Consider the following 21,656-nt stretch of genomic DNA (forward strand, 5'->3'; position numbering starts at 1 on the left):
AAAGCGAGATGGAATCGGGGAACCCCCGATTCGAATTGTTGCATTTTTTTCACGCTTTTTTCTCTTGTTGACTATATATAAAGATATACTGTCTACAAATTTAAGTGGTACTGTAAATAAAATTAACCTCATTCGTCAATTCAAATGTGGCATCTGTCAATTGATAGCCTACTAACCAATTACTTAAACATAAATTTATGCCACAACTAGTGCCACATTTATGTCTGATTATCATAACATACGGATTCGAAAGGTCAATAAGGAGAAGATGAAACTATTGGCCAGAAGAAGTGGTAAATCCGAAACTGAATATGCGAACAGAATGGTCCTATATATCTTTAATACAGGTCTAGATATCTATACCGAAATAGCTCCAAACGTTCCTGACCAATTAAAAAAGCTAGAAAAAAAATTTATCGGTTTCTTAAAAAAAAGGGAGCAGGATTTCTTTGTTCCAATGGAAAAATCTTTTCGTGAAATGGTCCGTGTCCACAACCAAACATTGGAAACGTTGGACATCCTTCACCCGGGTGAAATCGGATTTGAATCAAGCCAAAAAAAAGAAGCAAAAAACAAGGAGCAGCCTTCATTCAAAATCCCTGAGGTTCAAGGGTCGAAAATAGGTGATTTAATCATTCCTGAAGAGGCGCAAAAAATTGAAATAAAATCAGAGGAAACCAATCAATTTACTGAAGAAAAAAAAGAAGAATATTTGGTGAAAATCGAACGTGCTGAAAAGGAGAAAAAAACCTTTGAAAAAGAACTCAAATATTTGCTAAAAAACATAGTGCCAAGCAACAGTATTTCAGGACCAAAATTTACGTGCAATCTACCCCAAAAAGAAATTGATAGAATCAACCATTTGGTAGATGGTAATTAGAATCCATAGACCCAGTAAAATGGCTGATAAAAATAGAGGTTCAGTATCAAATCTGGTGGATTACCTAGAAAAAGAAAATACGGGAAAAGGAGTAGATGAGCATGAGGAATTTTTTAATAAAGACGATAAGAATGTTACTGCTGCTGAAGTTCAAATGGCAATTGACAACAATAAGGGAAAGCTTTCTAAAGAGGAAACAAAATTTTATATGCTAACCGTTAATCCATCCAAGCCAGAGCTTGAGCATTTAAGAACAAAGATGGATGAAACTACTGTTTCTGATGAACGCCTATTAAAAATGTATGTAAATGACCTAATGGATGAATATGCTAAAAACTTCAATCGTACGTATGAAGATGGAAAGCCTCTTACAGGGGATGATATACTCTATTACGCTAAAATCGAGCATGACCGAACTTACAAGCATGGTGAAAAAAGATTCAGCAAAGTAATGGACTATAACAAAAGAATAGAAAAAAGGGTGTTTCAAGTCAAAAAAGAAGCAAATCAAATGAACACACCTTCAAGAAAAGAAAAAAAATTGAAACAAGTAGAAAAACTTGAAAAGGATTATGTCCGAAATAGCGAAGGAACCATCATAAAGGAAGGGGCATTAAAGGACGGAAACAATCTACATGTGCATATCATAGTAAGCCGCATGGACAAAAAACAGACCATGAAGCTTTCGCCCATGGCCAACCACAAGCAAAGCCAAAATGAATTGAACGGACAAAAGGTTGATATTGGGTTCAATCGTGATGCTTTTGTTGCATCGGGTGAAAAGCTATTTGATACAAAATTTGAATATGATAGACCTCCTGAATACCAATACACTTACTATAAAGAAGCAAAAAAGATACGGAGTGTTTCCAATTTAATGCATCTTACGAACCCAAAAGCATTTGCAAAGACGGTCGTCAAAAAAGCCCTGAACGAAATGATAACCGATAAGAGCCTACAGAAACAATTGGGATATGTCACCAAGGATCCAAGAAAACTACCAATGAAAACTATTAAGAAGCTCGAAGAAAAGGCAATTGAATCCGTGGTCAAGGCCATGGGAGCCGGAGCGTATACAAATCCCGTTACGGCAGGGGTGCAAATTGCCAAACAAGCTATTTCTATTGCAGTAAAAACAGTTTCTAAAGGGGTTGGAATATGAACTAAAACTTTTTAACGTACATCAAAAAATCATTAAAACTCGTCACTTTAATTATGAATATCCTAGATGCATTTCTAAACGCTTCCCAAGAAACCCAGTTAATCATTATGGCTGTCAATTTAATCGTAGCGATTATGCTTGGCATCTTTATGAATGTTGGAAACTGGCCCATAAGAGCCATTTTCATAATGGTCATATATACAATGCTTTTCTATGTATTGAAGTATATGGGAACCATCTTGCCAATTGCTTATTTCTTAGTGCTTTACGTAGTTCCTTCATTATTGTTAAGTTTCGTTCTCAAAGTTCTTATTGCATATGTAATTAAACCTTCAGAACCAAAGTATGAGAATGTTTTCGATGTTTCCATTCCCTACAACCGAGGAAAGCGCTTGACCTTCAATATAAAACGGGGCGTCAGCGTCCAAGGCGCGGCAGGGAGTGGAAAAACAGCGTCAGTCGCTGGATGGATTTTAAAATGGATGGGAGAACGAAGTGTTGCTTCCTTGGTCTATGATTACAAGAACTTCGAACTGGTAGAAGTTGTACAGTCGTTCTATAAAGAAAGCACATTGAAAATCCATGCATTTGCACCCCACCACCCCGATAAAAGTATCTTTCTTAATCCTATTGACCCTTTGATTATAAGGAAAGACGAGGATGTTTCATTAATGGTAAAATGTATCGTACAAAACATTTTGGTCAAAGATGCAAAATCTGGGGATAATTTTTTTACTCAAGCTGCCGAAGGGGCGATTATTGGAGCTATTTACGTTTTAAGGGACAAATTCCCAGAATACTGTTCATTTCCCTATCTCGCTGCTATTTTCCTGACCAAGGATGCCGAGGAATTGGTGGAGTTCATTGAACAAACTCCTACCGCAAGCCTACACGCCAGGGCATTCTTGGACGGTAAGGAATCAGAAAAACAAATGGCTGGGGTAAAGGCCAGTATCAGTAATGCATTCAGGGTATTTGCTATTCCCAATGTTTTTTACTGTATGCAGCGCAACAGCATTAAGCTCAATATCAACAATAAGGATAATCTTGCTGTGCTTTGTTTGGTAAATATTCCCAAATACGATGAAATCTATTCTCCCATTCTTTCGATTGTAACCCAAGCGGTATTGTCCTCCATCAGCGAGCGGAACCAGGAACCCTGTTATATTCTTCTGGATGAAGCCCCAACGTTGCGCATCAATAGAATTGGCAAAGTTCCAGCAACCATGCGAAGCTTTGATATTGCTACTATTTATATGCTACAGGACAAGGTACAAGCAACCGTTCAGATGGGCGCTGAACGAATGAAAGAAGTATTGGCGAATCTCTCTACCCTATTCTTTGGAAAAACCAATGACCCCGATACAGCAAAATTTTTCGAAAGTTATTTTGAAACCATCAAAGTTAAAACCAAAAGCACCAGTAAAAAGGCTGGGTGGGGAAGTGGCGACAAAAGAGTGTCCGAAGCGGAAAAAGACGAGAAGAAACACAAATCCCACGAAATGTTCAAACGCAACGCTGGGGAGTTTTTCGTATTTAACGAAAAGGGAGAAAATTTTGACGCTAAAATTAAGCTTCCCGAATACGAGGCCACAGAATTTAGAGATATCAATATGACCACCGAACGAGAAATTCAAAGCTTTTTTAATCTGGTCCTACAACAGGCCAAAACACTTTAAATTATACGTATAACGAATAATTGTATATTTGCAAAACATCAAATAATCGTCTAATAATGAACAGCATGCCCCAAATTTTTATTAACCAAATAATTAAAATACATGAAAAATGTAAAGGGCCTATTGCCCAAAACTCGTCAAATTTTCCTAGGAGCTTTTCTCCTGGCATCAACCCCAATTTTTGCCATGGTCGACCTTGGCATTAAAGAAGCTGCCCAAAATTTACTGGATGAAGTAAAAGACTCAGCGCCTGTTATCATTGGGCTAATATTCTTGGTCGCAGCGCTATTCAACATCGGTAAGATTACTGGTGGGGATAGAGATTACAAAGGTTTTTTTATCAGCATTGGCCTCTGGATTCTCGGAGTGGTAATGGTAGGCGCAATCTTTAACTTTTTGGTAGGTTATAATTTCTAGATTGGGCAATTCCGAAAACGAAAATCCAAATCGTTTGAAAGTGGAAAAAGGCCTCGAAAGACAAGCTATGGTCTTGGGTTTTCGCCTGAAATATCTTGGTATTTTTGGGGTTCTTTTTTTTCTTTCCCTCGTTCCACTTATGGGCGGGGTAAGCTTTAACATGGTGGTCTTTGTTATCATCATAAACACCGCAGCTTTCATGTTCGTCAAATACGCGGATGATAAGAATCTACTCGACAAACTATCCCCTATGAATTACCCTAAAATTCTAATTAACGATCTCTATAAAAAATTAAAAAGTGGAGCAAATCAATCTGAGTGAATATTATCCGATTCTAGCGGTCAAGGACAATATTATTTTATCGAACAATGGTGACATAATTCTTTGCTACGAATTGGACCTTCCTGAAATCTTTACGCTTTCCCCAGAGGATTATCAGAACATACACGATTTTTGGTATAGGACGGTTAAATATTTACCCGCCAAAAGTTTCGTTCACAAACAGGATATTTTTTTGAAGAAAGAGTACCAAGGCAATGAATTGCCCGATGATACTTTTCTGCAGAAATCCACGAAGGAACATTTTGAACATCGGGCCTACGTGTCTCATTCTTCCTATCTTTTTATTGGGCAAACCCCAAATGGAACCTTAAATCAAATCGCAGCTCAAAATCCTTTTAAATCCCTTCCGAATCAGAAAAAACTGTTGGAAGAATTTGATAGGGACAATGCTTTTATTTCAGAAGTTACGAAAAGCATCGAATTTTTGAACAGTTCCAAATACATCAAGGCATACCCGATTATGGAGGATGAAATACACTCCTTAATTCAAAACTATTACAATGGATTTGACCCAAACAAGTATGTAGATACTACTCTTGATGAAAATGTCAAGACATCGGGACAAAATTATAATGCTGTTGGTGTCGGCAATAGAAGGGTCGGTGTATTTACCTTGAACGACATCAAACAATTTCCCGATTATGTGGATATACATAAACTGGATAATGACTACAGCAGCAAGAAGTTTAAAATTTTTAAAGGGGCTTCTGATGATTTTGGGTTTAAAATGCCTTTCGACCACATCTACAACCAGGTAATCTTTATTGATGACCACTCCCAGCACAAAAAGCAGCTTGAAAATCGAAAAGAACATCTTATTGGTGCTAAAGGCTTTGGTACTGACAACAAATCGGCTGCTGAAGGATTAACAGAATATCTTCAGGAGCTATCCAAGGACGAAAGTAAGAAAATCGTCCGTGGCCACTCCAATATCATTTATTATGCGGATTCAGATAGTGCGTTCGAAACCTATACCAATACCATTTCAACGGTATATCGCACCCTTGATTTCAAACCCCACTACCCCAATAAAAAAACATTGCAAGAGATTTATCTCAAATCAATTTTTCCATACATATCATCATTAAGCAATGTCAATGTTTTCAGAACCGAACTTCAAATTGCCCTCTCTCTTTTCTTGAACATCACCTCTTATAAATCAGATGATGAGGGTATCGTCTTTTCGGACCGAATTTTCAACATTCCCATTAAAAGGGACATTCGGGACGAAAGAAAGAAAAGGATAAAGGCTTGGAACTTTTTCATCTTTGCCCCTACCGGCGAGGGGAAATCTGTATTGGCGCAGCATATTTTTAGGCAACTTAACGAACAAGGAAAAAAGCTTGTCATCTTTGATATTGGTGGCTCTTTTAAAAAGTTGTCCTACCTGGTACCAAAAGATAAAGTTATTTTCTTTTCATATGAACATGGACAGCCTCTTGGATTGAACCCGTTTCATGTAAACAACATTACAGAATTGGACACTGATAAACAAAATGCCCTTGCCGATTTTGTCTTTAGTCTGTGGCACCCTGATAAATCACCTGAAAACATGGATAGAACAATCCTAACAAAGCTGTTACATACCTATTATATGAATGTAGAGCAAAATCAATCCTTTCCAAGCTTTTACAATTTTTTGAAAATAAATCGTAACTCACTTCTTGAAAAACTAGGTATCGACAATCGTTTTTTTGACATGGAATCCTTCCTTCTAATAACGGACAAATATGTTACGGGAGAATATAGTTTTTTGTTTGATCAATCCGAGGATTTCAGCCACCGATTACAGGACAAGGATTTGGTCATATTTGAATTTGAAAAGGCAAATAATAATGTCGTTTTGCTCTCACTATTGCTTCAATTAGGCAACGAGGCCGTAGATAAAATGATCCTGGAGGACCGAAGTATAGACGGCATCGTTTTTTATGATGAGTTGGCCAAGTTTATCAAGGACAGTAGCATTAGGAACAGGGTTACGCATTACTACCAAACCAACAGGAAGCATTCCGCATCCGTAGGAACCGCACTTCAAACCCCCGAGCAATTACCTGAAGGACCAGATACCAATGCCATGATTGAAAATTCACAAGTGGTCTATATTCTGCATAATGAAAAGGGATATGAACCAATTGTAAAGCGCTTTAACCTATCGGACCACCAACATAATATCTTAAAGTCAATAACTCCAAATCTTAAGGCCAAAAATCCGTATACGGAATTTGCCCTAATCATTGGAAAGGAGATTTGGGTAATGCGTCTAGAGCTCTCCAAGGAAAGTTTTTATGCCTATCAAACTGATGGCAAAGAATATGAAGCCATTATGAAACTCTATGATCAATACGAAAGCATGGAAACGGCCATAAACGATTTTGTTCAAATGAAAGAAAACTAATCTTTAAAATATCAAATAATCATGAAGCAAAAACTCGTCACCATTTTATTTTTTACCTACTCCTGTTTTGGGTTTTCCCAAATGCTTGTAAATGACCCCAATGCAAATGCCCAACTTGCAAAACAGATAGCACAAGGAGTTAAAACTGTTGAGCAAACAACCAAAACGGTCAACTTATTAAAACAAACCAAAGCAATGTATGATCAGGTCAACTCTGCCTTGCAAACTTTTGGGTATATCTCTGAAATGTCAAGTACCACAACCCAAATTCTAAAAAATTCTGGCAAATTCCTTCAGGAAATCCAAAGTACCAATATGTTTTCCAATAAGGAAATGTCCATTATATCCAGTCGCTTCTCTCAAAGCATGGAACAAGGGAGTACTATTTTAAATGTGGCCAATGATCTGTTAAGAGGTGGAATGTTCAAAATGAACGACGCCGAAAGGCTGACCTTATTAAAACAATCAAGGGAAGATTTAAACGAAGCTCTTGTAGATACACAGATTGCAAGAAAAAAATTCTTGCGCATTGCCGAGCGAAGAGCGTTAAACGATTATTTCAAGAATACTCAATAAAATCAGCATGGATATATCTTATGAGGTTGTTCTGGCGCTGTACAAAGAATTCTTCACCGAAGAACTGAAGTTACAGGAAATCACAAACGGACTTAAGGTTCTAGCCATTGCGTTTTTTCTACTAAATGTCTATAGCAGTTTTTTTTCAAGAATGACGGACAAATTCGGAGCAACTAAACTGCCTTTTGATGAGCAGAAGTTATTTAGCTCCGTTGCCATGGTTCTTGCAATCATATTCTATGATAAATTACTTGATTTTTTAGATACGCTATTGCTTGGAGTCGACCAAACCTACAGTCATTTTTCACCAACTGATTTTTCACCTCCAGAAAAAGAGATTGAAGAACAAGAAGACCCTGGCGCAATGGGCATGTTGAAATTATTTGCTGCTGAAGCCCTACATGCTTTTACTGACCCAACATATATCTTCTTGAAATTACTGGAAGGTTTCGCATGGATTATTGATACTGCCATTTATGGCGTGTTTCTTTTGGAACGCTTCTTCTTCATAGGACTATTGAAGGTACTGGGAGGCATCGCAATAGTATTGGCCGTGTTTGAAAAATTCAGGGACCTGTTCTATAAATGGGTAAAGCTTTACGTATCAATTTACCTGTTGATACTACCCTTTTTTCTGATTCTTGGGTTTAGTGCATTTGTCACAGATTATTTTAAAAAAAATATTGACGTACCCCTATTTGAAAGTCAAATTCATATCGTTGTCCTGACTATTATGATTTGGCTTAAACTGCGCTTGTTCAAAAAATCATATGATATCGTCTATAAGGTATTTACTTAAAAATTAATGATTTATGGAAATTGTTAAATCAAATATTTATAAACAGTTAAAACGCAACAATCTTATAGTTTGGCTTGTTGTTGCATCATCTGGACTTGTGTCCATATTCGCGATTTGGACAGTCCAGCAGGTAAGTGCCGATGCAGAGCGCTATATATACACTATATCATCGGACGAGAAATTACTGCCCTTGGAACAGATCGAAAAAAAGGAGGTAGTAGAAATCTACCGTAAATCCCATGTAAAATTGTTCTTGGAACATTTCTATGCTTATGACCAATGGAGCTATAAAGACAGGATTGAAAAAGCGCTTTGGCTCATAGACGAGGACGGGAAGGATCTCTTTAATTTTTACCGTCAGGATGGGCATTTCAATCGAATGGTTCAAACCACATCCAGCCAATCGATTACAAAAATTCAACCGCGCTTTGATTCTGAAGGGAATTTTGAAGTTTCGGCAATCATTCAAATCAATAAAACAAATCAGGAAACGGCCAAGGAATATCTCTTGACCGCACGTGGAAAACTCCATAAGACCAGAGAAAATTATCCATTGAACCCCTACGGATATGTCATTACCAATTATAAAGAAATCAATAAAAAACTACTGAAGAATGAATAATCTATTGGAAAAATTCAAGGCCATGGAAACGTCCCAAAAAATTCTTATCGTCGGGGCAATCTTATGCGTATTATCCATCCCCCTCTTCTTGGGAACTGAAGAAGAAAATGAAAACCATGAAGATTTTGACTCATTGGAAACTCCCGATAACCGTAATATGGTGGAGGATTATAACTCAAAACTTGAAGCATACGATGCTGAAAGGTCCGAGAGCGAACAGGTTTCCCTGGACTTCAATTTAGACGATTATAAGAATGATGATGAAAATTCGGACGAGGATATTTTAGAGAAGGAAATTGATAGTTTGATGAACGAAAATAAAAGGGAGTATACGGGCAACCGTACATCCAATGTCAAAAAGACGACTCACCGTTCTTCAAAAACTGTTCGAACCCCGTCCAATTCAGGACAAGCTCGAAACCATTCTGAAAAAAGCTCCAGTGTTAGTTCTGAATTTCAGAATTTCTTTTCATCAACACCTGAAAGCAAAGAACCCAACGGCCTTAATCAAAGAACAGACCCATTTATATACGCTGTTATTCATGGCGACCACACCATAAGACAAGGGGAACGTGTTAAATTAAGATTAACCAAGAAGGCCATTATTGCAGGGATGGATTTTAGCACAAATAGTTATGTATATGCCTTTCCTACATTTCAGGAAAAGAGGGTTTTATTGGACATAAATTCCATCAATCATGTTCCAGTACATATAACCGCTTTTGATACTGAGGATAGTGCTATTGGTTTATATGTTAAGGGAGCAAAAATGGTCGGGGAAATTACAGATGAAGGATCTAGGGATGCTGTTGAGGATGTTGATGTCGGAGGGGTTCCTGTTGGACAGACCATTAAAAATGTTTTTCAAAGAAAGCAGCAAGTACCTACGGTTACGCTATTAAATAACACAAAATTGATTCTTAAACCTAAAAAACGATAATATGATACGAATCAGCTTAATATCAATCCTTTTTTCCTTGTCAGCCATGGCACAATCGGAACCTTTTGTATTGGAAGCGACCACGGATAAGAACGTATTCCTTTTTTTTCCGTCCCCAATAACAAAAGCATTACCAGGTAATGCCGACTTTCGATTTGGATATAATCAGGAAACAGCCGAAAAATTCGGAGTCCTTAAAGCAGTTGGTCCACGCGGTGAAAGTACGTTGCACGTAATTACCGATGACCAATCTGTGTATTCTTTCGTGGTCAGGTATAATCCAAATACCTCAATTTTCGAATATTTCTTTGATGGTTCCGAATCAGTCGGGAACATTGATAAAAAACAGAAACCAAATTCTAGGGATGATATATCGGATTCGTCAATTGAAGGAAAAAAAATTATTGATTCAGACTACTACGGAGAAACCGATAGCAAGCAAACTGATTTTGAGTTTTGTAAGGAGCTTTTAGCCAGGAAAGATTTTTATAAAAATTTCTATAAAAAACAAAGTGATGTTGTCTTACGTCTCACAAATATTGGATATAGAAAGGACAAAACCTTTATTTGCCTGGCCATTGAAAACAATTCCACACTTGATTACGACCTTAATTTTATTCAGTTCAACAAAGTGGCAAAAAAGGCCAGTAGAAAATCCAATTATCAGGCCATAGAAATAAAACCAATTCCAAATTACTCTTACCAAAAGTTTGAACGTGTCGCTTCCATGGAAACCAAACGTGCAGTTTATGTTTTTGAAAAGCTTTCCATTGACAAGAACAAACTCATTAACATTGAAATCAACGAACTCAAGGGAGAACGGAACATTCAACTGGCCGTTGGGGACCAGTTTATAAATAACCCAAATAAATAAATCAAATAATCTAAAAACTCGTCAAATGAAAATTATGAGGAAAAACGGATTGGCCTTTGCCTTTCTATTATTTACAGGTCTTGCATCATTACAGGGCCAACGCAGCAAAACAGCTGTTGAATTTGCACCTGGTTACGCCCAAGAAGGTTTTGGGATAAAAGGAGCCTTTAATTATTACCATAATCGGACCGATTATTTACATGCCAATATATTGGCCACTTTTTCCAAGGAAAAAACCAGTACAGCTGTTACTGTTCCTTACAACATTTTTCTATTTAACGCCGCTTACTTTACTCCTGTTATAAAAAGCAAGGACAATAGTAATTCGCTTTACACAGGTGGAGGCATTTCCCTTGGCTATGAAAGCATTAACGGGAATGAACCTGATTTGGAAGACAACTCTCTTTTGGTTAGCGAAAGCGGCTTGCTCTATGGGTTTTATGGGGGTATAAATGCCGATTACTTTTTGTCGGATTCTTTCTCCCTTATTCTTCCCATAGACCTTTTTTATCACTTTGGAAGTGACTTGGGGAACATTCATTTTTTTACTGGCCTTGGGGTCCGATATCATATTAACTAAATAATCAAATAATCATGAAAAATTTATCGTCAAAATTTCCAATTTTAGCATTTATTCTTATTGCTGTTATATGTTCGTGTGATAAGGATACGGAGGTTATCTCAACTTTTCCATTTGCCATTACAGAGATACATCCAGATTCCACTACCATTAATTTTCCGCAGCTAACTGCTTTTAAAATAACTCCTGAAAGAGTGGTGAAATCAAACACCTATACTTTTAGCTACGAAGTACTAAATGGCAATGGTGGGTATCTTGATACTGAAGGGAATTCAATCCCCCCGGAAACACCCGTGAGTCTTGAGGGCTTAAATCCCAAATTATTGTTTAGTTCATCCAAAATAGGTGATGAAAAAATAAGGGTCACGATACAGGATAATGGGGCTGTTTCTGAAACCTTGGACTTGGAGTATAAAATAGTCCACAATCCTTATTCCGTAAATCTCACAACGCCTGTCAATACCGCCAAGGTCAATGAAACAAAACCTGTCGGTTTGAGCTTGTTCAATCTTGGAGAGGACAAAGACGTTACTTATGAGCGCGCATTTTATATTGTTCAGGGCAATGGGACTCTTAAACTTCCCAATTCAGATGAAGAAATTCCCCTTGAAACTTTTGAACCCATTGAACAGGGAACTTTTAACTATGATATAAGTTTCTCTGATTTTGGGGAATCGGTCGTCATTGTAACAACCAGGGACAGTAATTTACAGGTCAAGAGCGATACGCTCGAATTTAATATTGATCCAATTGATATAACCTTCAATGCAGCCACAGAAAAAAATAGCGCATTCGTCGGTGAGGCTTTCGACATTAACTTTGATATTTCCGAAGAACAAGGCCAAGGAGGACAGTACCAAATGCGTTATACAGTTGACGAGGGAACTGTATCACTTTTTAATGGTGATGTAGAATTAAGTCCTGGTGTTCTATACAATGTAAATCTTGGTGGTTTTACTTGGACCGCATTTGGAACTGAAACAGGAACTGTTGAGTTGACGTTTATTTTAAAGAACGAGCAAGGGGTTGAAATTTCTAGGAATATCGAAGTGGATATTCAAGATTCAGGACTTGTCTTTGATGCTGTTCCCATCGCAGCTCAGGCAAGTATTGGGGAAGAATTGCTTTTCAATGCAAATATTGTTGAAGACCCAGAAAAGTCTCCCCCATATATTTTAAAATTTACAACTTCCTCAGCTGGAATCATTTCTTATAATAATGTGGATTATCTTCCTGGTGAATCTATTAACATACCCAATGATGAATTTTCATTTTACTATATAGGTTCATCTGAAGGGAATCATGATATCACTTTTACCTTGGAAAATGATTTGGGAGCTTTCGGTGAGGATTCCGAACAGATTACTGTTGAAATCCCTGATTTTTCCTATGCTTCCAATAGTTTGGATAACTTTAAAAATATCACGGAAAATGGTATGGTGAACCATACTATAACCTCTCAAGGCGGAGAACAAACCTTCAAGATTCGGTATAATGTTATTGAGGGCGATATAGTCTTGAAACAGGGGAACCAAGTAAGAAATCAGGGTATTCTCTATGATATTTCTTCAGGGAATTCACAATGGAGTTTGGAACCAAATGCTCCTGGTGATATTGAAATAGAATTTACAGTTGAAAATAATTTTGGAATCCAAAAAACACAAACCGTCAATCTAACGGTTTTGGTTCCTGAGTTCAATATAACTGCTTCTAGCCCCAACCCAATTTTAACGGTTGAAAATGATGTGGATATTGATTTTGATATTGACGGTACCAATGATTTGGATTATTTTATAACCTATAGTATCTCCCCAAATAATGGAGCGGTTTTAAAATATAATAACAATGTATTGGCACAGAATACCGAACTTAATGCGTCCCAGTACAGCTTCAAGTTTGATTTTAACGAAGCCGCAGCGTATACCATCACTTTTACCGTAACATCCAATTACGATACTGAAAAACAGGCTGTTAGTGAGGTAACCGTTAACAATACTCCTTTCAATTTTAACTTTAGTTCGCCAAATGGGGTAGTCGATATTTCTCACGTGTTATCCATTGCCCTTTCTGGAGCTGCATCTGGTTTTACACTCTCTGGGGAAGTTCTTCAAGGATCTGGGAATTTCGGGTTCCAAAATGGAGATGGAATTGGTAAGGGGAACAACGTACCAAGACAGTACACCCCGACCGTAGATGGAAATCATAACATACGCTTAACCGTTACTGATGGGTATGGGTATAGCAAAAGTGTTGAAAAACAATTTACGGTCTCAGGAAATGGTCCGACTATAACGGGAATTAACAGTACCGCCTATGAAAAATATAGTTGTAACCAACTTGGATTTTTTAAGCAGTGCGGACTACAGATTAAATCTTCTTTAGCCATCGATAACATTTTTGTAATTGAGTCCTATAGAACTAGATTTAATAATATGGTTAGCGCAGAATCCCCGATTCTTTTCAATTTTTCTGTAATAATTCAAGCAGGGGGAGTTGTTATTAGTAACGACAACAATGTGAACGACGGTGCAGTTACTATTCCACCTAACACCCCCTACGAGATTCAGGTTAAGGATGCCAACGACCAATGGAGCGATTGGTTTCAGGTTCAATCACCCAACGCGTATAATCTGACTTACAACTAAATCTGTTATAATATCTCCACTTATGCATCAAAGAGGGCTAAAAGCCCTCTTTTTTGTTTATCTATCAATCCATAACTGCCATCTGTAAATTAATCATTTCAAATTTTGAAATTTTTATTTTCTTTCGTAACAAAATCCATTATTATGAACAGATTTAAAATTGTTTTTTTGGCTTGTATCGCATTTATATTTATGAACTGTAAAGAAAATTCTTCTTCAAGTTCTAAGGCTTCTATGGAAATGGTTGATACCAATAATGAGCTTCTGGGGGAATATTCAACCCAACCTGATGGAGCTCCTGAGTTTCGCATTTCGAAAACTAAGGATATTTACTATGGACAAATTCTGGACGGTGGAAAATGGTCCGACCCTCTCGAAATAACTTCATCGAACAATAAAGAGCTTGTAACGCTTTTCGGCGATAATATGGATAACCATGTGATTACTGGTTTGACAAATTCAGAAACAGGATTTGGTATTTTTAAGGTAGATTCTGAATTTAAACTTGCTGGAGATAAAATGAAATCTGATTATTTAGCAATATTTCTTTTTCCTTTAGAGGTGTATAAACTTTAATGTACGCAGTATTTTTGGGACATCTTAACGGGCTATCCCTCCAATCATTTTAAGGCGCTCTAAGCCTCGTTTTGTTCTGCGGTAGCTTCTTCTATCGCTTCCTCGTAAATTCTCGCTAGAGAACCCCAAAAAATGGATTTCCGCACCTATCCCTGATGTATTTGCCATATCCCTGCGGAACTTGATTCCTCCCCTGCTCTACAGGAACCTTTGTGTGGCCAAAAACCCTGGCCAACCCTTCGGTCCTTCGTTCGGGTTGTCTCAAAATCCTCGGTAACCCGCATAACCGTATTTATGGCGGGTAACTCCCGCCTTAAATACAGTTTTCTTTCCAACCTAGTCAACCTAAGATTAATAAACTAATGATTTCTACGCCATTCCCAAGGTGGAACAGGCGCAGTATCTTGCCACAATCCTAACCCCCGTTCTTTTGCTTCTACTTCTATATCGGCCAAGCTTTTATCCTTAGAGTACTTTTTATAATGCCAGGCATAACCGCACTTCAGTAATTCCCTGGAAAGGTCTTTCCCTTCTCCGTACCGAATAAACCCTATAGTACGACCGTAACGGTCTTTCCCTTTACTAATCACCATAACTTCTTTAAAATAAATTTCGTCTGAAGTAAACTTTTTGGCCACCTTGCTATAGGGTTGCGCATATTCTGGACAATCGATATCCGCTACCCTTATCGTATGTGTCCGCTTGTCTTGATCTAGAACCACGACCGTATCGCCATCCTTGACTTTAACGACCTTGCCCTCGATTTGGGCAAAAACCAACATAGGCGCCAATAGAAAAAAAATCAAATTTCTCATTATTTCTTATTTTTTACCGGGCCATGCTGTTATACGAAAATACATTTTCCTGACTCAACCTCTCAAGGCCTTTATCTTTCCGGGTTTGGTCCGTGCAGGGTTATCTACAAAAAATGTGAACAAAAAAGCGAACAAACCGAACAAATCTTTTTTAACTTGTGAAGTTGAATTTGCAATGGTATGATAAAAGAAAAAGTTGACATAGAAAACATTGACGGACAGCTATTTGAAATAAAAATAGTTGAACCAGATAACTCTAAACCAGCTTCTTTTACTCACTATTTACACAACCACAAAAATGGAGTTTCGCAATTCTACAAAAAAGATGCCCTCGCATTTGTAAAAGAAATTCTTACAAAAGAATATCCGACAGAAGAAATCACAAACAAAGTTGCCGAAGATGCTCTTCAGTATTTAATCTTTGGTTTAAACAAAAGTGTTCGATTTCCAGCACCTGAAAAACCAAAATTTAAATTTATTGACTTATTCGCTGGAATTGGTGGGTTTAGAATGGCTTTTCAAAATCTTAAAGGGAAATGCGTTTTTACAAGCGAATGGGATAAATATTCAAAACAAACTTATAAAGCAAATTTTGGAGAAATCCCTTTTGGCGACATAACTAAAGATAAAACCAAAAGCTATATTCCAGATAATTTTGATGTGCTTTGCGCTGGATTTCCGTGTCAAGCATTTTCAATTGCTGGAAGACGTGGTGGATTTGAAGATACTCGAGGGACACTATTTTTTGATGTTGCCGAAATTATTAAAAAGAAACAACCAAAAGCTATATTCCTCGAAAACGTAAAAGGATTGCGAAATCACGATAAAGGAAAAACATTAGCCACAATTTTAAATGTACTACGAGAAGATTTAAACTATTACGTTCCTGAACCACAAATTCTAAATGCAAAAGAGTTTGGAGTTCCCCAAAATCGTGAACGAATTTTCATTGTAGGTTTTCGCAAGGATTTAGGAATAAAAGATTTTCAATATCCAGAACCAACAAATGAAAATGCAGTTTTAGACGATGTTTTGGAGCAAAAAGAGGTTTCTGTAAAATATTATCTTTCCACAACTTACCTTCAAACTTTAAAAAATCACAGAGCAAGACACGAAAGCAAAGGAAATGGATTTGGTTATGAAATCATTCCAAACGACGGAACTGCAAACGCAGTTGTTTGCGGAGGAATGGGAAGAGAAAGGAATTTAGTTTACGATGATAGACTAACAAATTTCAAACCAATTACCAACATTACAGGAAAAGTAAATAGAGAAGGAATTAGAAAAATGACACCACGAGAATGGGCAAGACTTCAAGGCTTTCCAGATGACTTCAAAATTGTGGTTTCAGACGCACAAGCATATAAACAATTCGGAAATTCAGTTGCAGTTCCCGCAATTCAGGCAACAACGGAAAAAATTATAGAAAAACTTAATTGCAAATGATTACAGGTAACTTAATAAATATACTATTTTTCCGCGTTTGGTCCGTGCAGGTTTATCTACAAAAACGGGTGCGCTGGAGTGGCCGCAGCTGACCCTTTCGGTAGCGAACTTCCACAAATATTCTTGGTCCGCGCCCAGGTCTTTCCCTGCAGGGAGAACATTTGTGGACGAACCCGAATCCGTACGGTCCATGCATTTGTTCCAGGGTGCTTAAGAAAATCGAAGAAGGGAATCGTTCCCCGGGGACGATCGGCCCAAGGGGCTGCCCCGTCATGGTTTTTGTTTCAAAAACGCACGCCGGGGGCATTCTTTGCCATGTGGGGCAAAAACCTTCACTGCGGGGAACTCCGAAATACAATGTTGGCTTCCCTTTCCCCTTGGAGAAATTATCTACCATCGACGGCAAATATAGCCCGCTGCCCTAACGTGGACGTCAATGTTTTTTCCGAAGATCGGGAATCCCCCTTGCCAGGGGAACCCACCGCGATCTTAAGATCCGCTCGCGAGCTCACAAAAACCCCTTGTCCACGGGCAGCGTTCAATTGCCACGGCATCGACGGGGCGACCAATTCCACCAATGGGGGAAGCGCAACGCCCTTGAGGGCTCCCAAACCCATGCGCGGCATGGAAGGAGGGAAAAAAAGGTGTAATTAATGCAATATAATATTGCACAGTAATATAGTAATGCTTATATTTATATATCAAATAATTAATTTTAAACTCGTCAATAATGAAAACAGTAATTGCTGAAAAACCTAGTTTTGCCCAAGCTGTAGCAAAAGTAGTCGGAGCTACTGCCCGTAAAGATGGATATTTAGAAGGAAATGGTTATCAGGTAACATGGGCAATCGGCCACCTTGTAGGGCTGTCCATGCCCCAAGCCTATGGATTTGAAAAATGGTCATTGGACCATTTACCCATCAATCCAGACCCATTTAAGTTAGAGGTAAAGAACGACCCGGGCATTCAAAAACAGTTCAACGTCATTAAAACTCTTTTTGAAAATGCTGACGAAATCATAGTGGCCACAGATGCGGCTCGGGAAGGCGAATTAATCTATCGTTATATCCAACAATTAATTAAAACTCCCGTGGGAGTTCCTATCAAAAGGTTGTGGGCATCCTCTAATACTGATAAAGCTGTGGAAAAAGCTCTTAATGAGCTTCAACCTATAACGAATTACGATAATCTTTTTTATGCTGCTAAGGCTAGGAGTGAAGCTGATTGGTTGGTAGGAATTAATTTCACCCAAGGCTATACGCTGGCCAGCGGTAAAAACAAGGCTTTATCCATTGGAAGGGTTCAAACGGCCACCCTTCGGTTAATTGTTGATAGATACTTGGAAAACTCCAAGTTTAAATCAACTCCTTTTTTCCAACCAAGAGTTACCCTGGAGCATGATGAAACCCCTTTTGTCTTAAGTTGTGATAAAAATTTTGAGGATAAAGGAGAAGCTTCAGCACTTGTAAATGGTCTGAAGGGAAGTCTAAGCCCTGGTATTAGAAAAGAGGACAAAACGACAAATGAAAAATCTCCTTTACCTTTTGATTTGACCACCTTACAGCGTCAGGCTAATAGCACTTTTAAGTACACAGGACAACGAACCTTGGATATTGTTCAGCTTTTATATGAAAGGCATAAAGCCGTTACCTATCCTAGAACCGACAGCCGCTATTTGTCCGAAATGCAAATTGATGAAGTCAAAGAAGTTTTGGAGGGATTGCAAAATTTTTCCATCAATGATGTTGAAACCAATAGCCTTAAGAAAGATTTATTGAACAATGTTGATAAGAATAAAGTTTTTAACGATAAAAAGGTTTCAGACCACCATGCCATTATTCCAACAGGGGAACCTATCGACCTTTCTACCTTAAAAGAGGACGAAAAGAATATTTTTCTAATGATTACAAAAGGGTTTTTGCAAACATTCCTTCCTGATTGTGTGAAAATAAACAGAAAACTTTCTTTTGACCATCAGGAACATGTCTTTTCAGCAACGAGCTTTAACATCATATCTTCAGGTTGGCGCGTACTTTACCCAGAGGGAGAACATAGTCCAATGTTGCCCGAAATAGTAGAAGGGGAAAAGAAAACTATTTCTAATGTGGTGGTTCATGAAGGATCTACCAAACCAAAAGCAATCTTTACAGAAGCCAGTTTGTACGGGTATATGGAGACAGAGGGGAAATTGGTCCAAGATAAAAAACTAAGGGAAGCTTTAAAAGAAAAGGGGAAAGGATTAGGTACTCCCGCCACTCGTTCGGGATTTGTGGAAACCCTTATATCAAGAGCATATATTGAGCGCAAAGGGGTTAAGTTAATGCCAACTGAAATAGGTGTCGAACTTATCAACTCCTTAAGGGAAATCTCTATTTCTTCCCCAGAAATAACTGCGGAATGGGAATATAAACTTAAACTTATTGAAAAGGGGGAATTGGATTATGAACAGTTTATGAGGGAGATTAGAAACTACGTAAATGACATATTTCCAACTTTATTGGAGTCGGCCAAACAAATAGCCAAATTTCAAACACCTGAAGAAAAAGCCAGAAATGTTAGCTTTGGAAACTGCCCAAAATGTCAATCCGGCGAAGTAAGAAAAGGAAAGAAAGCCTTTTACTGCGGCAATTGGAATCAAGAACCAAAATGTGATTTCACCATTTGGATATCTTCATTCAATAAAAAGCTGAGCGATAAACAGGTGATAGAACTTATTAAAAATGGTGTTACCAATAAAATAAAAGGTTTTAAAAGCAAGACGGGAAAATCCTACGATGCCAAACTTATCTTGGACGAAAACAAAAAGGTTAAACTTTCATTTGACTAATATGAAAGCGATCAATCTTGAATTTCGACCGTATGGTAACTTAGGGATTAAGATTACCGAAAAGGCACGTGAATTTTGCAAACTTTATTTAGGAAATAGTGTTACAACGGTAGTTGTACTTCGTTGCCAAGAATTGCAGAATGAAATGTTTGTAATGATTACTCCTTTCAATGAAAATATCAATATTGGTTTTTTTGATATTTCGTACGTGCATATTGAAACCTTTTCACCATTAAACAATAAGGGCTTAAAATGTGACGCAAGTCTGTATTATAGCAATGGTAGGTTGATGCTCCTAGATGAAATGATTACTAATAATGATATGATTTAATATTATATTACATATATTCACAATTAATATTATAATGCATGAAAGTAATAGCTATTAGTAATCAGAAAGGGGGAGTGGCCAAAACAACCACTTGCCTAAATCTTGCAGCTTACTTTACAAAAAAACATAGAGTTCTGATTATTGACTGTGATAAACAGGCCAATCTTTCCAAAAATATAGGGGCTGTGGAACCTAACTCATCTATAAATGAATTGTTTCAGAGAAAACCATTCGATATAATAAACGTTCGTAAAAATCTTGACCTTATACCCAGTTCAATTGATTTTGCGGGAATAGACCTTTTAATACAGGGGGAACTTGCAAGGGAAACTATTTTGAAAAAAGCCATAAAGAAATTCGGTGGTAGTTATGATTTTATTTTTTTGGATTGCCCGCCTGACATGAATTTGGTCACAGTGAACGCCTTAACTGCTGCAGACTATGTTATAATTCCTGTCCAGGCTTCCCAGTTTAGCATAGACGGGGTTAATATCATGATAGAGTTTATAAGCGGAGTTAAGGAAAATATGAACGAAAATTTGTCCCTTTTGGGCATTCTTGTTACTCATTTTGACGAGAGACTTAAAATTAGCAAAAGTATTGAACAGGATTTTAAAGATAATAATTGGGAAGATGCTCTCTTTAAGACTAGAATAAGAAGGAATACCGCTATCGAGAATTCACAACACAAAGACAATCGGATGACTATATTTGAGTTTGACAACAAAAGTAGGGGAGCAATAGACTATGGTAAATTAGGTAGAGAAGTAGCAAGTAAAATCAAAAAATACAGTTAAGTATGGGATTAAATGATTTATTGGCAAAGAACCAAGGGGATAATAAACAGAAGGGTAATGGAGCTGATAATGGCAAGTCCACTAAAGGACCAGGAAGACCAGTTGAAAAAAAAGAGCCCCAAGTAACCTTTACGGTTAGAGGACCACAGTCAACTAAAACTCTTTTACTCAAAATACAGAAAATTAAGGAGCTGACTGAGCCTAATAAGGTTTCGCAAGCTGATGTAATTAGGGAAGCATTAGAACTCTTGTCCAAGAAAATTAAGCTTCTAGAGAAAGAAAAGCAGTATGCTAAATTTTTAGAAAACATCAAATAAGTAAAATATTATAGAATTATTTAATAAACATAAGGAAAATGCTATTGTATAAAGAGCCTTTGGGCTTATTTCCTTATAAATTCAATTCTTATCCAAAAATCTTTGCGGAAATAAAATGTACACCTGCAAATTTATTCGTTGAACTCTCAATGTAAGTGATGAGAATTTTAAAAGACTTTAATATAAAGTTTTAATATCCTACATTTTATTGAATAAAATTTTATTCGTATAGCAGATTATTAATATAGCGCGTGTAAGTTAAATTACTGTTAATTATACTGCTTAAAAATTTATTAGAGCAATAATTCTTTGTCTTTAAAAAATTGATTATCAACAAATTGAGAGTTTAAATAAAAAAAGCAACACATTAAATTGATATTAAATATGATTTTTGTAATAAATAACTTATAAAAAATTTATTACTTTTCCTATAATAGAATAGTTAAAGTATAATCCTTACAACCTTTACATGAAAAGAACACTAGCAAAACTTAATCGATTGGAATGATAAGATTCATTTTTATTATTGAATAGATTCTTATACCTACACTTAAGCGTATCCTCTTAGTACGCTTAAATGGTGCTACACTCGGTTAGCAGTTTAGTAATACACTAAATTTTGAGATGTTTTATCC

At 37.2% G+C, this 21,656-nt stretch carries 22 protein-coding genes; 19 read left to right on the forward strand and 3 right to left on the reverse strand.

Annotated elements, in window-relative coordinates; genetic code table 11:
- Positions 1 to 220: 220 nt before the first annotated feature.
- From HME9304_RS08750 to HME9304_RS08815, 14 genes are all read left to right on the forward strand, one after another.
- Positions 221 to 880 (forward strand): BfmA/BtgA family mobilization protein, encoded by a 660-nt coding sequence (locus tag HME9304_RS08750; RefSeq protein ID WP_112378226.1) that lies wholly within the window; start codon positions 221 to 223, stop codon positions 878 to 880.
- Positions 870 to 2,042 carry a MobB family relaxase gene (gene mobB, locus HME9304_RS08755; protein WP_112378227.1) on the forward strand — a complete coding sequence of 391 codons (1,173 nt, stop codon included), beginning with the start codon at positions 870 to 872 and terminating at the stop codon, positions 2,040 to 2,042. The genes HME9304_RS08750 and mobB overlap by 11 nt, the downstream gene beginning before the upstream one ends.
- A gap of 53 nt (positions 2,043 to 2,095) precedes the next feature.
- Positions 2,096 to 3,721, forward strand: coding sequence for a type IV secretory system conjugative DNA transfer family protein (locus HME9304_RS08760; protein ID WP_112378228.1), 1,626 nt, complete (start codon positions 2,096 to 2,098; stop codon positions 3,719 to 3,721).
- 102 nt (positions 3,722 to 3,823) lie between these two features.
- Positions 3,824 to 4,138, forward strand: coding sequence for a hypothetical protein (locus HME9304_RS08765; RefSeq protein ID WP_112378229.1), 315 nt, complete (start codon positions 3,824 to 3,826; stop codon positions 4,136 to 4,138).
- Between the two features lies 1 nt (position 4,139).
- Positions 4,140 to 4,460 (forward strand): hypothetical protein, encoded by a 321-nt coding sequence (locus HME9304_RS08770; protein WP_112378230.1) that lies wholly within the window; start codon positions 4,140 to 4,142, stop codon positions 4,458 to 4,460.
- Positions 4,438 to 6,876, forward strand: coding sequence for a TraG family conjugative transposon ATPase (locus HME9304_RS08775; protein WP_112378231.1), 2,439 nt, complete (start codon positions 4,438 to 4,440; stop codon positions 6,874 to 6,876). The genes HME9304_RS08770 and HME9304_RS08775 overlap by 23 nt, the downstream gene beginning before the upstream one ends.
- A gap of 21 nt (positions 6,877 to 6,897) precedes the next feature.
- The gene (locus tag HME9304_RS08780) at positions 6,898 to 7,452 is read left to right on the forward strand and encodes a hypothetical protein (protein WP_112378232.1); all 555 of its coding nucleotides are present in this window, start codon (positions 6,898 to 6,900) and stop codon (positions 7,450 to 7,452) included.
- Between the two features lie 7 nt (positions 7,453 to 7,459).
- The gene (locus HME9304_RS08785; RefSeq protein WP_112378233.1) at positions 7,460 to 8,251 is read left to right on the forward strand and encodes a hypothetical protein; all 792 of its coding nucleotides are present in this window, start codon (positions 7,460 to 7,462) and stop codon (positions 8,249 to 8,251) included.
- A 13-nt stretch (positions 8,252 to 8,264) separates the two neighbouring features.
- Positions 8,265 to 8,873, forward strand: coding sequence for a hypothetical protein (locus tag HME9304_RS08790; protein ID WP_112378234.1), 609 nt, complete (start codon positions 8,265 to 8,267; stop codon positions 8,871 to 8,873).
- On the forward strand, positions 8,866 to 9,813 hold the full coding sequence (traM, locus tag HME9304_RS08795; protein WP_112378235.1) for a conjugative transposon protein TraM: 948 nt from the start codon (positions 8,866 to 8,868) through the stop codon (positions 9,811 to 9,813). The genes HME9304_RS08790 and traM overlap by 8 nt, the downstream gene beginning before the upstream one ends.
- Position 9,814: 1 nt before the next feature.
- Positions 9,815 to 10,687 carry a DUF4138 domain-containing protein gene (locus HME9304_RS08800; RefSeq protein WP_112378236.1) on the forward strand — a complete coding sequence of 291 codons (873 nt, stop codon included), beginning with the start codon at positions 9,815 to 9,817 and terminating at the stop codon, positions 10,685 to 10,687.
- Positions 10,688 to 10,712: 25 nt separating this feature from the next.
- Positions 10,713 to 11,267: a conjugal transfer protein TraO gene (locus HME9304_RS08805; protein WP_112378237.1), complete on the forward strand. Its 555-nt coding sequence runs from the start codon at positions 10,713 to 10,715 to the stop codon at positions 11,265 to 11,267.
- Positions 11,268 to 11,281: 14 nt separating this feature from the next.
- Positions 11,282 to 13,912, forward strand: a complete 2,631-nt coding sequence (locus tag HME9304_RS08810) for a TraQ conjugal transfer family protein (RefSeq protein ID WP_112378238.1) — start codon at positions 11,282 to 11,284, stop codon at positions 13,910 to 13,912.
- 144 nt (positions 13,913 to 14,056) lie between these two features.
- Positions 14,057 to 14,488, forward strand: a complete 432-nt coding sequence (locus tag HME9304_RS08815) for a hypothetical protein (RefSeq protein ID WP_112378239.1) — start codon at positions 14,057 to 14,059, stop codon at positions 14,486 to 14,488.
- A gap of 115 nt (positions 14,489 to 14,603) precedes the next feature.
- On the opposite strand, the gene HME9304_RS16965 is transcribed toward HME9304_RS08815, so the two are convergent.
- Both HME9304_RS16965 and HME9304_RS08820 read right to left on the reverse strand, forming a co-directional pair.
- On the reverse strand, positions 14,604 to 14,753 hold the full coding sequence (locus HME9304_RS16965; RefSeq protein ID WP_164674814.1) for a hypothetical protein: 150 nt from the start codon (positions 14,751 to 14,753) through the stop codon (positions 14,604 to 14,606).
- 94 nt (positions 14,754 to 14,847) lie between these two features.
- Entirely contained in the window at positions 14,848 to 15,303 is a 456-nt protein-coding gene (locus HME9304_RS08820; RefSeq protein WP_239023219.1) for a thermonuclease family protein, read from the reverse strand.
- Positions 15,304 to 15,483: 180 nt separating this feature from the next.
- Here HME9304_RS08820 and HME9304_RS08830 point away from each other — a divergent pair, with 180 nt between their 5' ends.
- Positions 15,484 to 16,749: a DNA cytosine methyltransferase gene (locus HME9304_RS08830; RefSeq protein WP_112378242.1), complete on the forward strand. Its 1,266-nt coding sequence runs from the start codon at positions 15,484 to 15,486 to the stop codon at positions 16,747 to 16,749.
- Here the strand turns inward: HME9304_RS08830 and HME9304_RS08835 are convergent, their stop codons facing one another.
- Positions 16,750 to 16,941 carry a hypothetical protein gene (locus HME9304_RS08835; protein ID WP_112378243.1) on the reverse strand — a complete coding sequence of 64 codons (192 nt, stop codon included), beginning with the start codon at positions 16,939 to 16,941 and terminating at the stop codon, positions 16,750 to 16,752.
- A gap of 538 nt (positions 16,942 to 17,479) precedes the next feature.
- Here HME9304_RS08835 and HME9304_RS08845 point away from each other — a divergent pair.
- The 4 genes from HME9304_RS08845 to HME9304_RS08860 are packed head-to-tail and all read left to right on the forward strand — an operon-like array spanning position 17,480 to position 21,021.
- On the forward strand, positions 17,480 to 19,576 hold the full coding sequence (locus HME9304_RS08845; RefSeq protein WP_112378245.1) for a type IA DNA topoisomerase: 2,097 nt from the start codon (positions 17,480 to 17,482) through the stop codon (positions 19,574 to 19,576).
- 1 nt (position 19,577) lies between these two features.
- Positions 19,578 to 19,907 (forward strand): hypothetical protein, encoded by a 330-nt coding sequence (locus tag HME9304_RS08850; protein ID WP_112378246.1) that lies wholly within the window; start codon positions 19,578 to 19,580, stop codon positions 19,905 to 19,907.
- 38 nt (positions 19,908 to 19,945) lie between these two features.
- On the forward strand, positions 19,946 to 20,704 hold the full coding sequence (locus tag HME9304_RS08855) for a ParA family protein (RefSeq protein ID WP_112378247.1): 759 nt from the start codon (positions 19,946 to 19,948) through the stop codon (positions 20,702 to 20,704).
- Positions 20,705 to 20,706: 2 nt separating this feature from the next.
- Complete coding sequence (locus tag HME9304_RS08860; RefSeq protein WP_112378248.1) at positions 20,707 to 21,021, forward strand: ribbon-helix-helix domain-containing protein; 315 nt, start codon at positions 20,707 to 20,709, stop codon at positions 21,019 to 21,021.
- Positions 21,022 to 21,656 lie beyond the last annotated feature (635 nt).

Source organism: Flagellimonas maritima (assembly GCF_003269425.1).
Lineage (GTDB): Bacteria > Bacteroidota > Bacteroidia > Flavobacteriales > Flavobacteriaceae > Flagellimonas > Flagellimonas maritima.

Excerpts from the sequence above, each read along its gene's own strand:
- HME9304_RS08750 (WP_112378226.1), top strand. The coding sequence starts at position 221 with ATGTCTGATTATCATAACATACGGATTCGAAAGGTCAATAAGGAGAAG.
- HME9304_RS08810 (WP_112378238.1), top strand. The coding sequence starts at position 11,282 with ATGAAAAATTTATCGTCAAAATTTCCAATTTTAGCATTTATTCTTATT.
- HME9304_RS08765 (WP_112378229.1), top strand. The coding sequence starts at position 3,824 with ATGAAAAATGTAAAGGGCCTATTGCCCAAAACTCGTCAAATTTTCCTA.
- HME9304_RS08845 (WP_112378245.1), top strand. The coding sequence starts at position 17,480 with ATGAAAACAGTAATTGCTGAAAAACCTAGTTTTGCCCAAGCTGTAGCA.
- traM (WP_112378235.1), top strand. The coding sequence starts at position 8,866 with ATGAATAATCTATTGGAAAAATTCAAGGCCATGGAAACGTCCCAAAAA.
- HME9304_RS08805 (WP_112378237.1), top strand. The coding sequence starts at position 10,713 with ATGAAAATTATGAGGAAAAACGGATTGGCCTTTGCCTTTCTATTATTT.
- HME9304_RS08830 (WP_112378242.1), top strand. The coding sequence starts at position 15,484 with ATGATAAAAGAAAAAGTTGACATAGAAAACATTGACGGACAGCTATTT.
- HME9304_RS08800 (WP_112378236.1), top strand. The coding sequence starts at position 9,815 with ATGATACGAATCAGCTTAATATCAATCCTTTTTTCCTTGTCAGCCATG.
- HME9304_RS08820 (WP_239023219.1), bottom strand. The coding sequence starts at position 15,303 with ATGAGAAATTTGATTTTTTTTCTATTGGCGCCTATGTTGGTTTTTGCC.
- HME9304_RS08785 (WP_112378233.1), top strand. The coding sequence starts at position 7,460 with ATGGATATATCTTATGAGGTTGTTCTGGCGCTGTACAAAGAATTCTTC.
- HME9304_RS08850 (WP_112378246.1), top strand. The coding sequence starts at position 19,578 with ATGAAAGCGATCAATCTTGAATTTCGACCGTATGGTAACTTAGGGATT.
- HME9304_RS08855 (WP_112378247.1), top strand. The coding sequence starts at position 19,946 with ATGAAAGTAATAGCTATTAGTAATCAGAAAGGGGGAGTGGCCAAAACA.
- HME9304_RS08835 (WP_112378243.1), bottom strand. The coding sequence starts at position 16,941 with ATGGACCGTACGGATTCGGGTTCGTCCACAAATGTTCTCCCTGCAGGG.
- HME9304_RS08815 (WP_112378239.1), top strand. The coding sequence starts at position 14,057 with ATGAACAGATTTAAAATTGTTTTTTTGGCTTGTATCGCATTTATATTT.
- HME9304_RS08780 (WP_112378232.1), top strand. The coding sequence starts at position 6,898 with ATGAAGCAAAAACTCGTCACCATTTTATTTTTTACCTACTCCTGTTTT.
- HME9304_RS08860 (WP_112378248.1), top strand. The coding sequence starts at position 20,707 with ATGGGATTAAATGATTTATTGGCAAAGAACCAAGGGGATAATAAACAG.
- HME9304_RS08760 (WP_112378228.1), top strand. The coding sequence starts at position 2,096 with ATGAATATCCTAGATGCATTTCTAAACGCTTCCCAAGAAACCCAGTTA.
- HME9304_RS08790 (WP_112378234.1), top strand. The coding sequence starts at position 8,265 with ATGGAAATTGTTAAATCAAATATTTATAAACAGTTAAAACGCAACAAT.
- mobB (WP_112378227.1), top strand. The coding sequence starts at position 870 with ATGGTAATTAGAATCCATAGACCCAGTAAAATGGCTGATAAAAATAGA.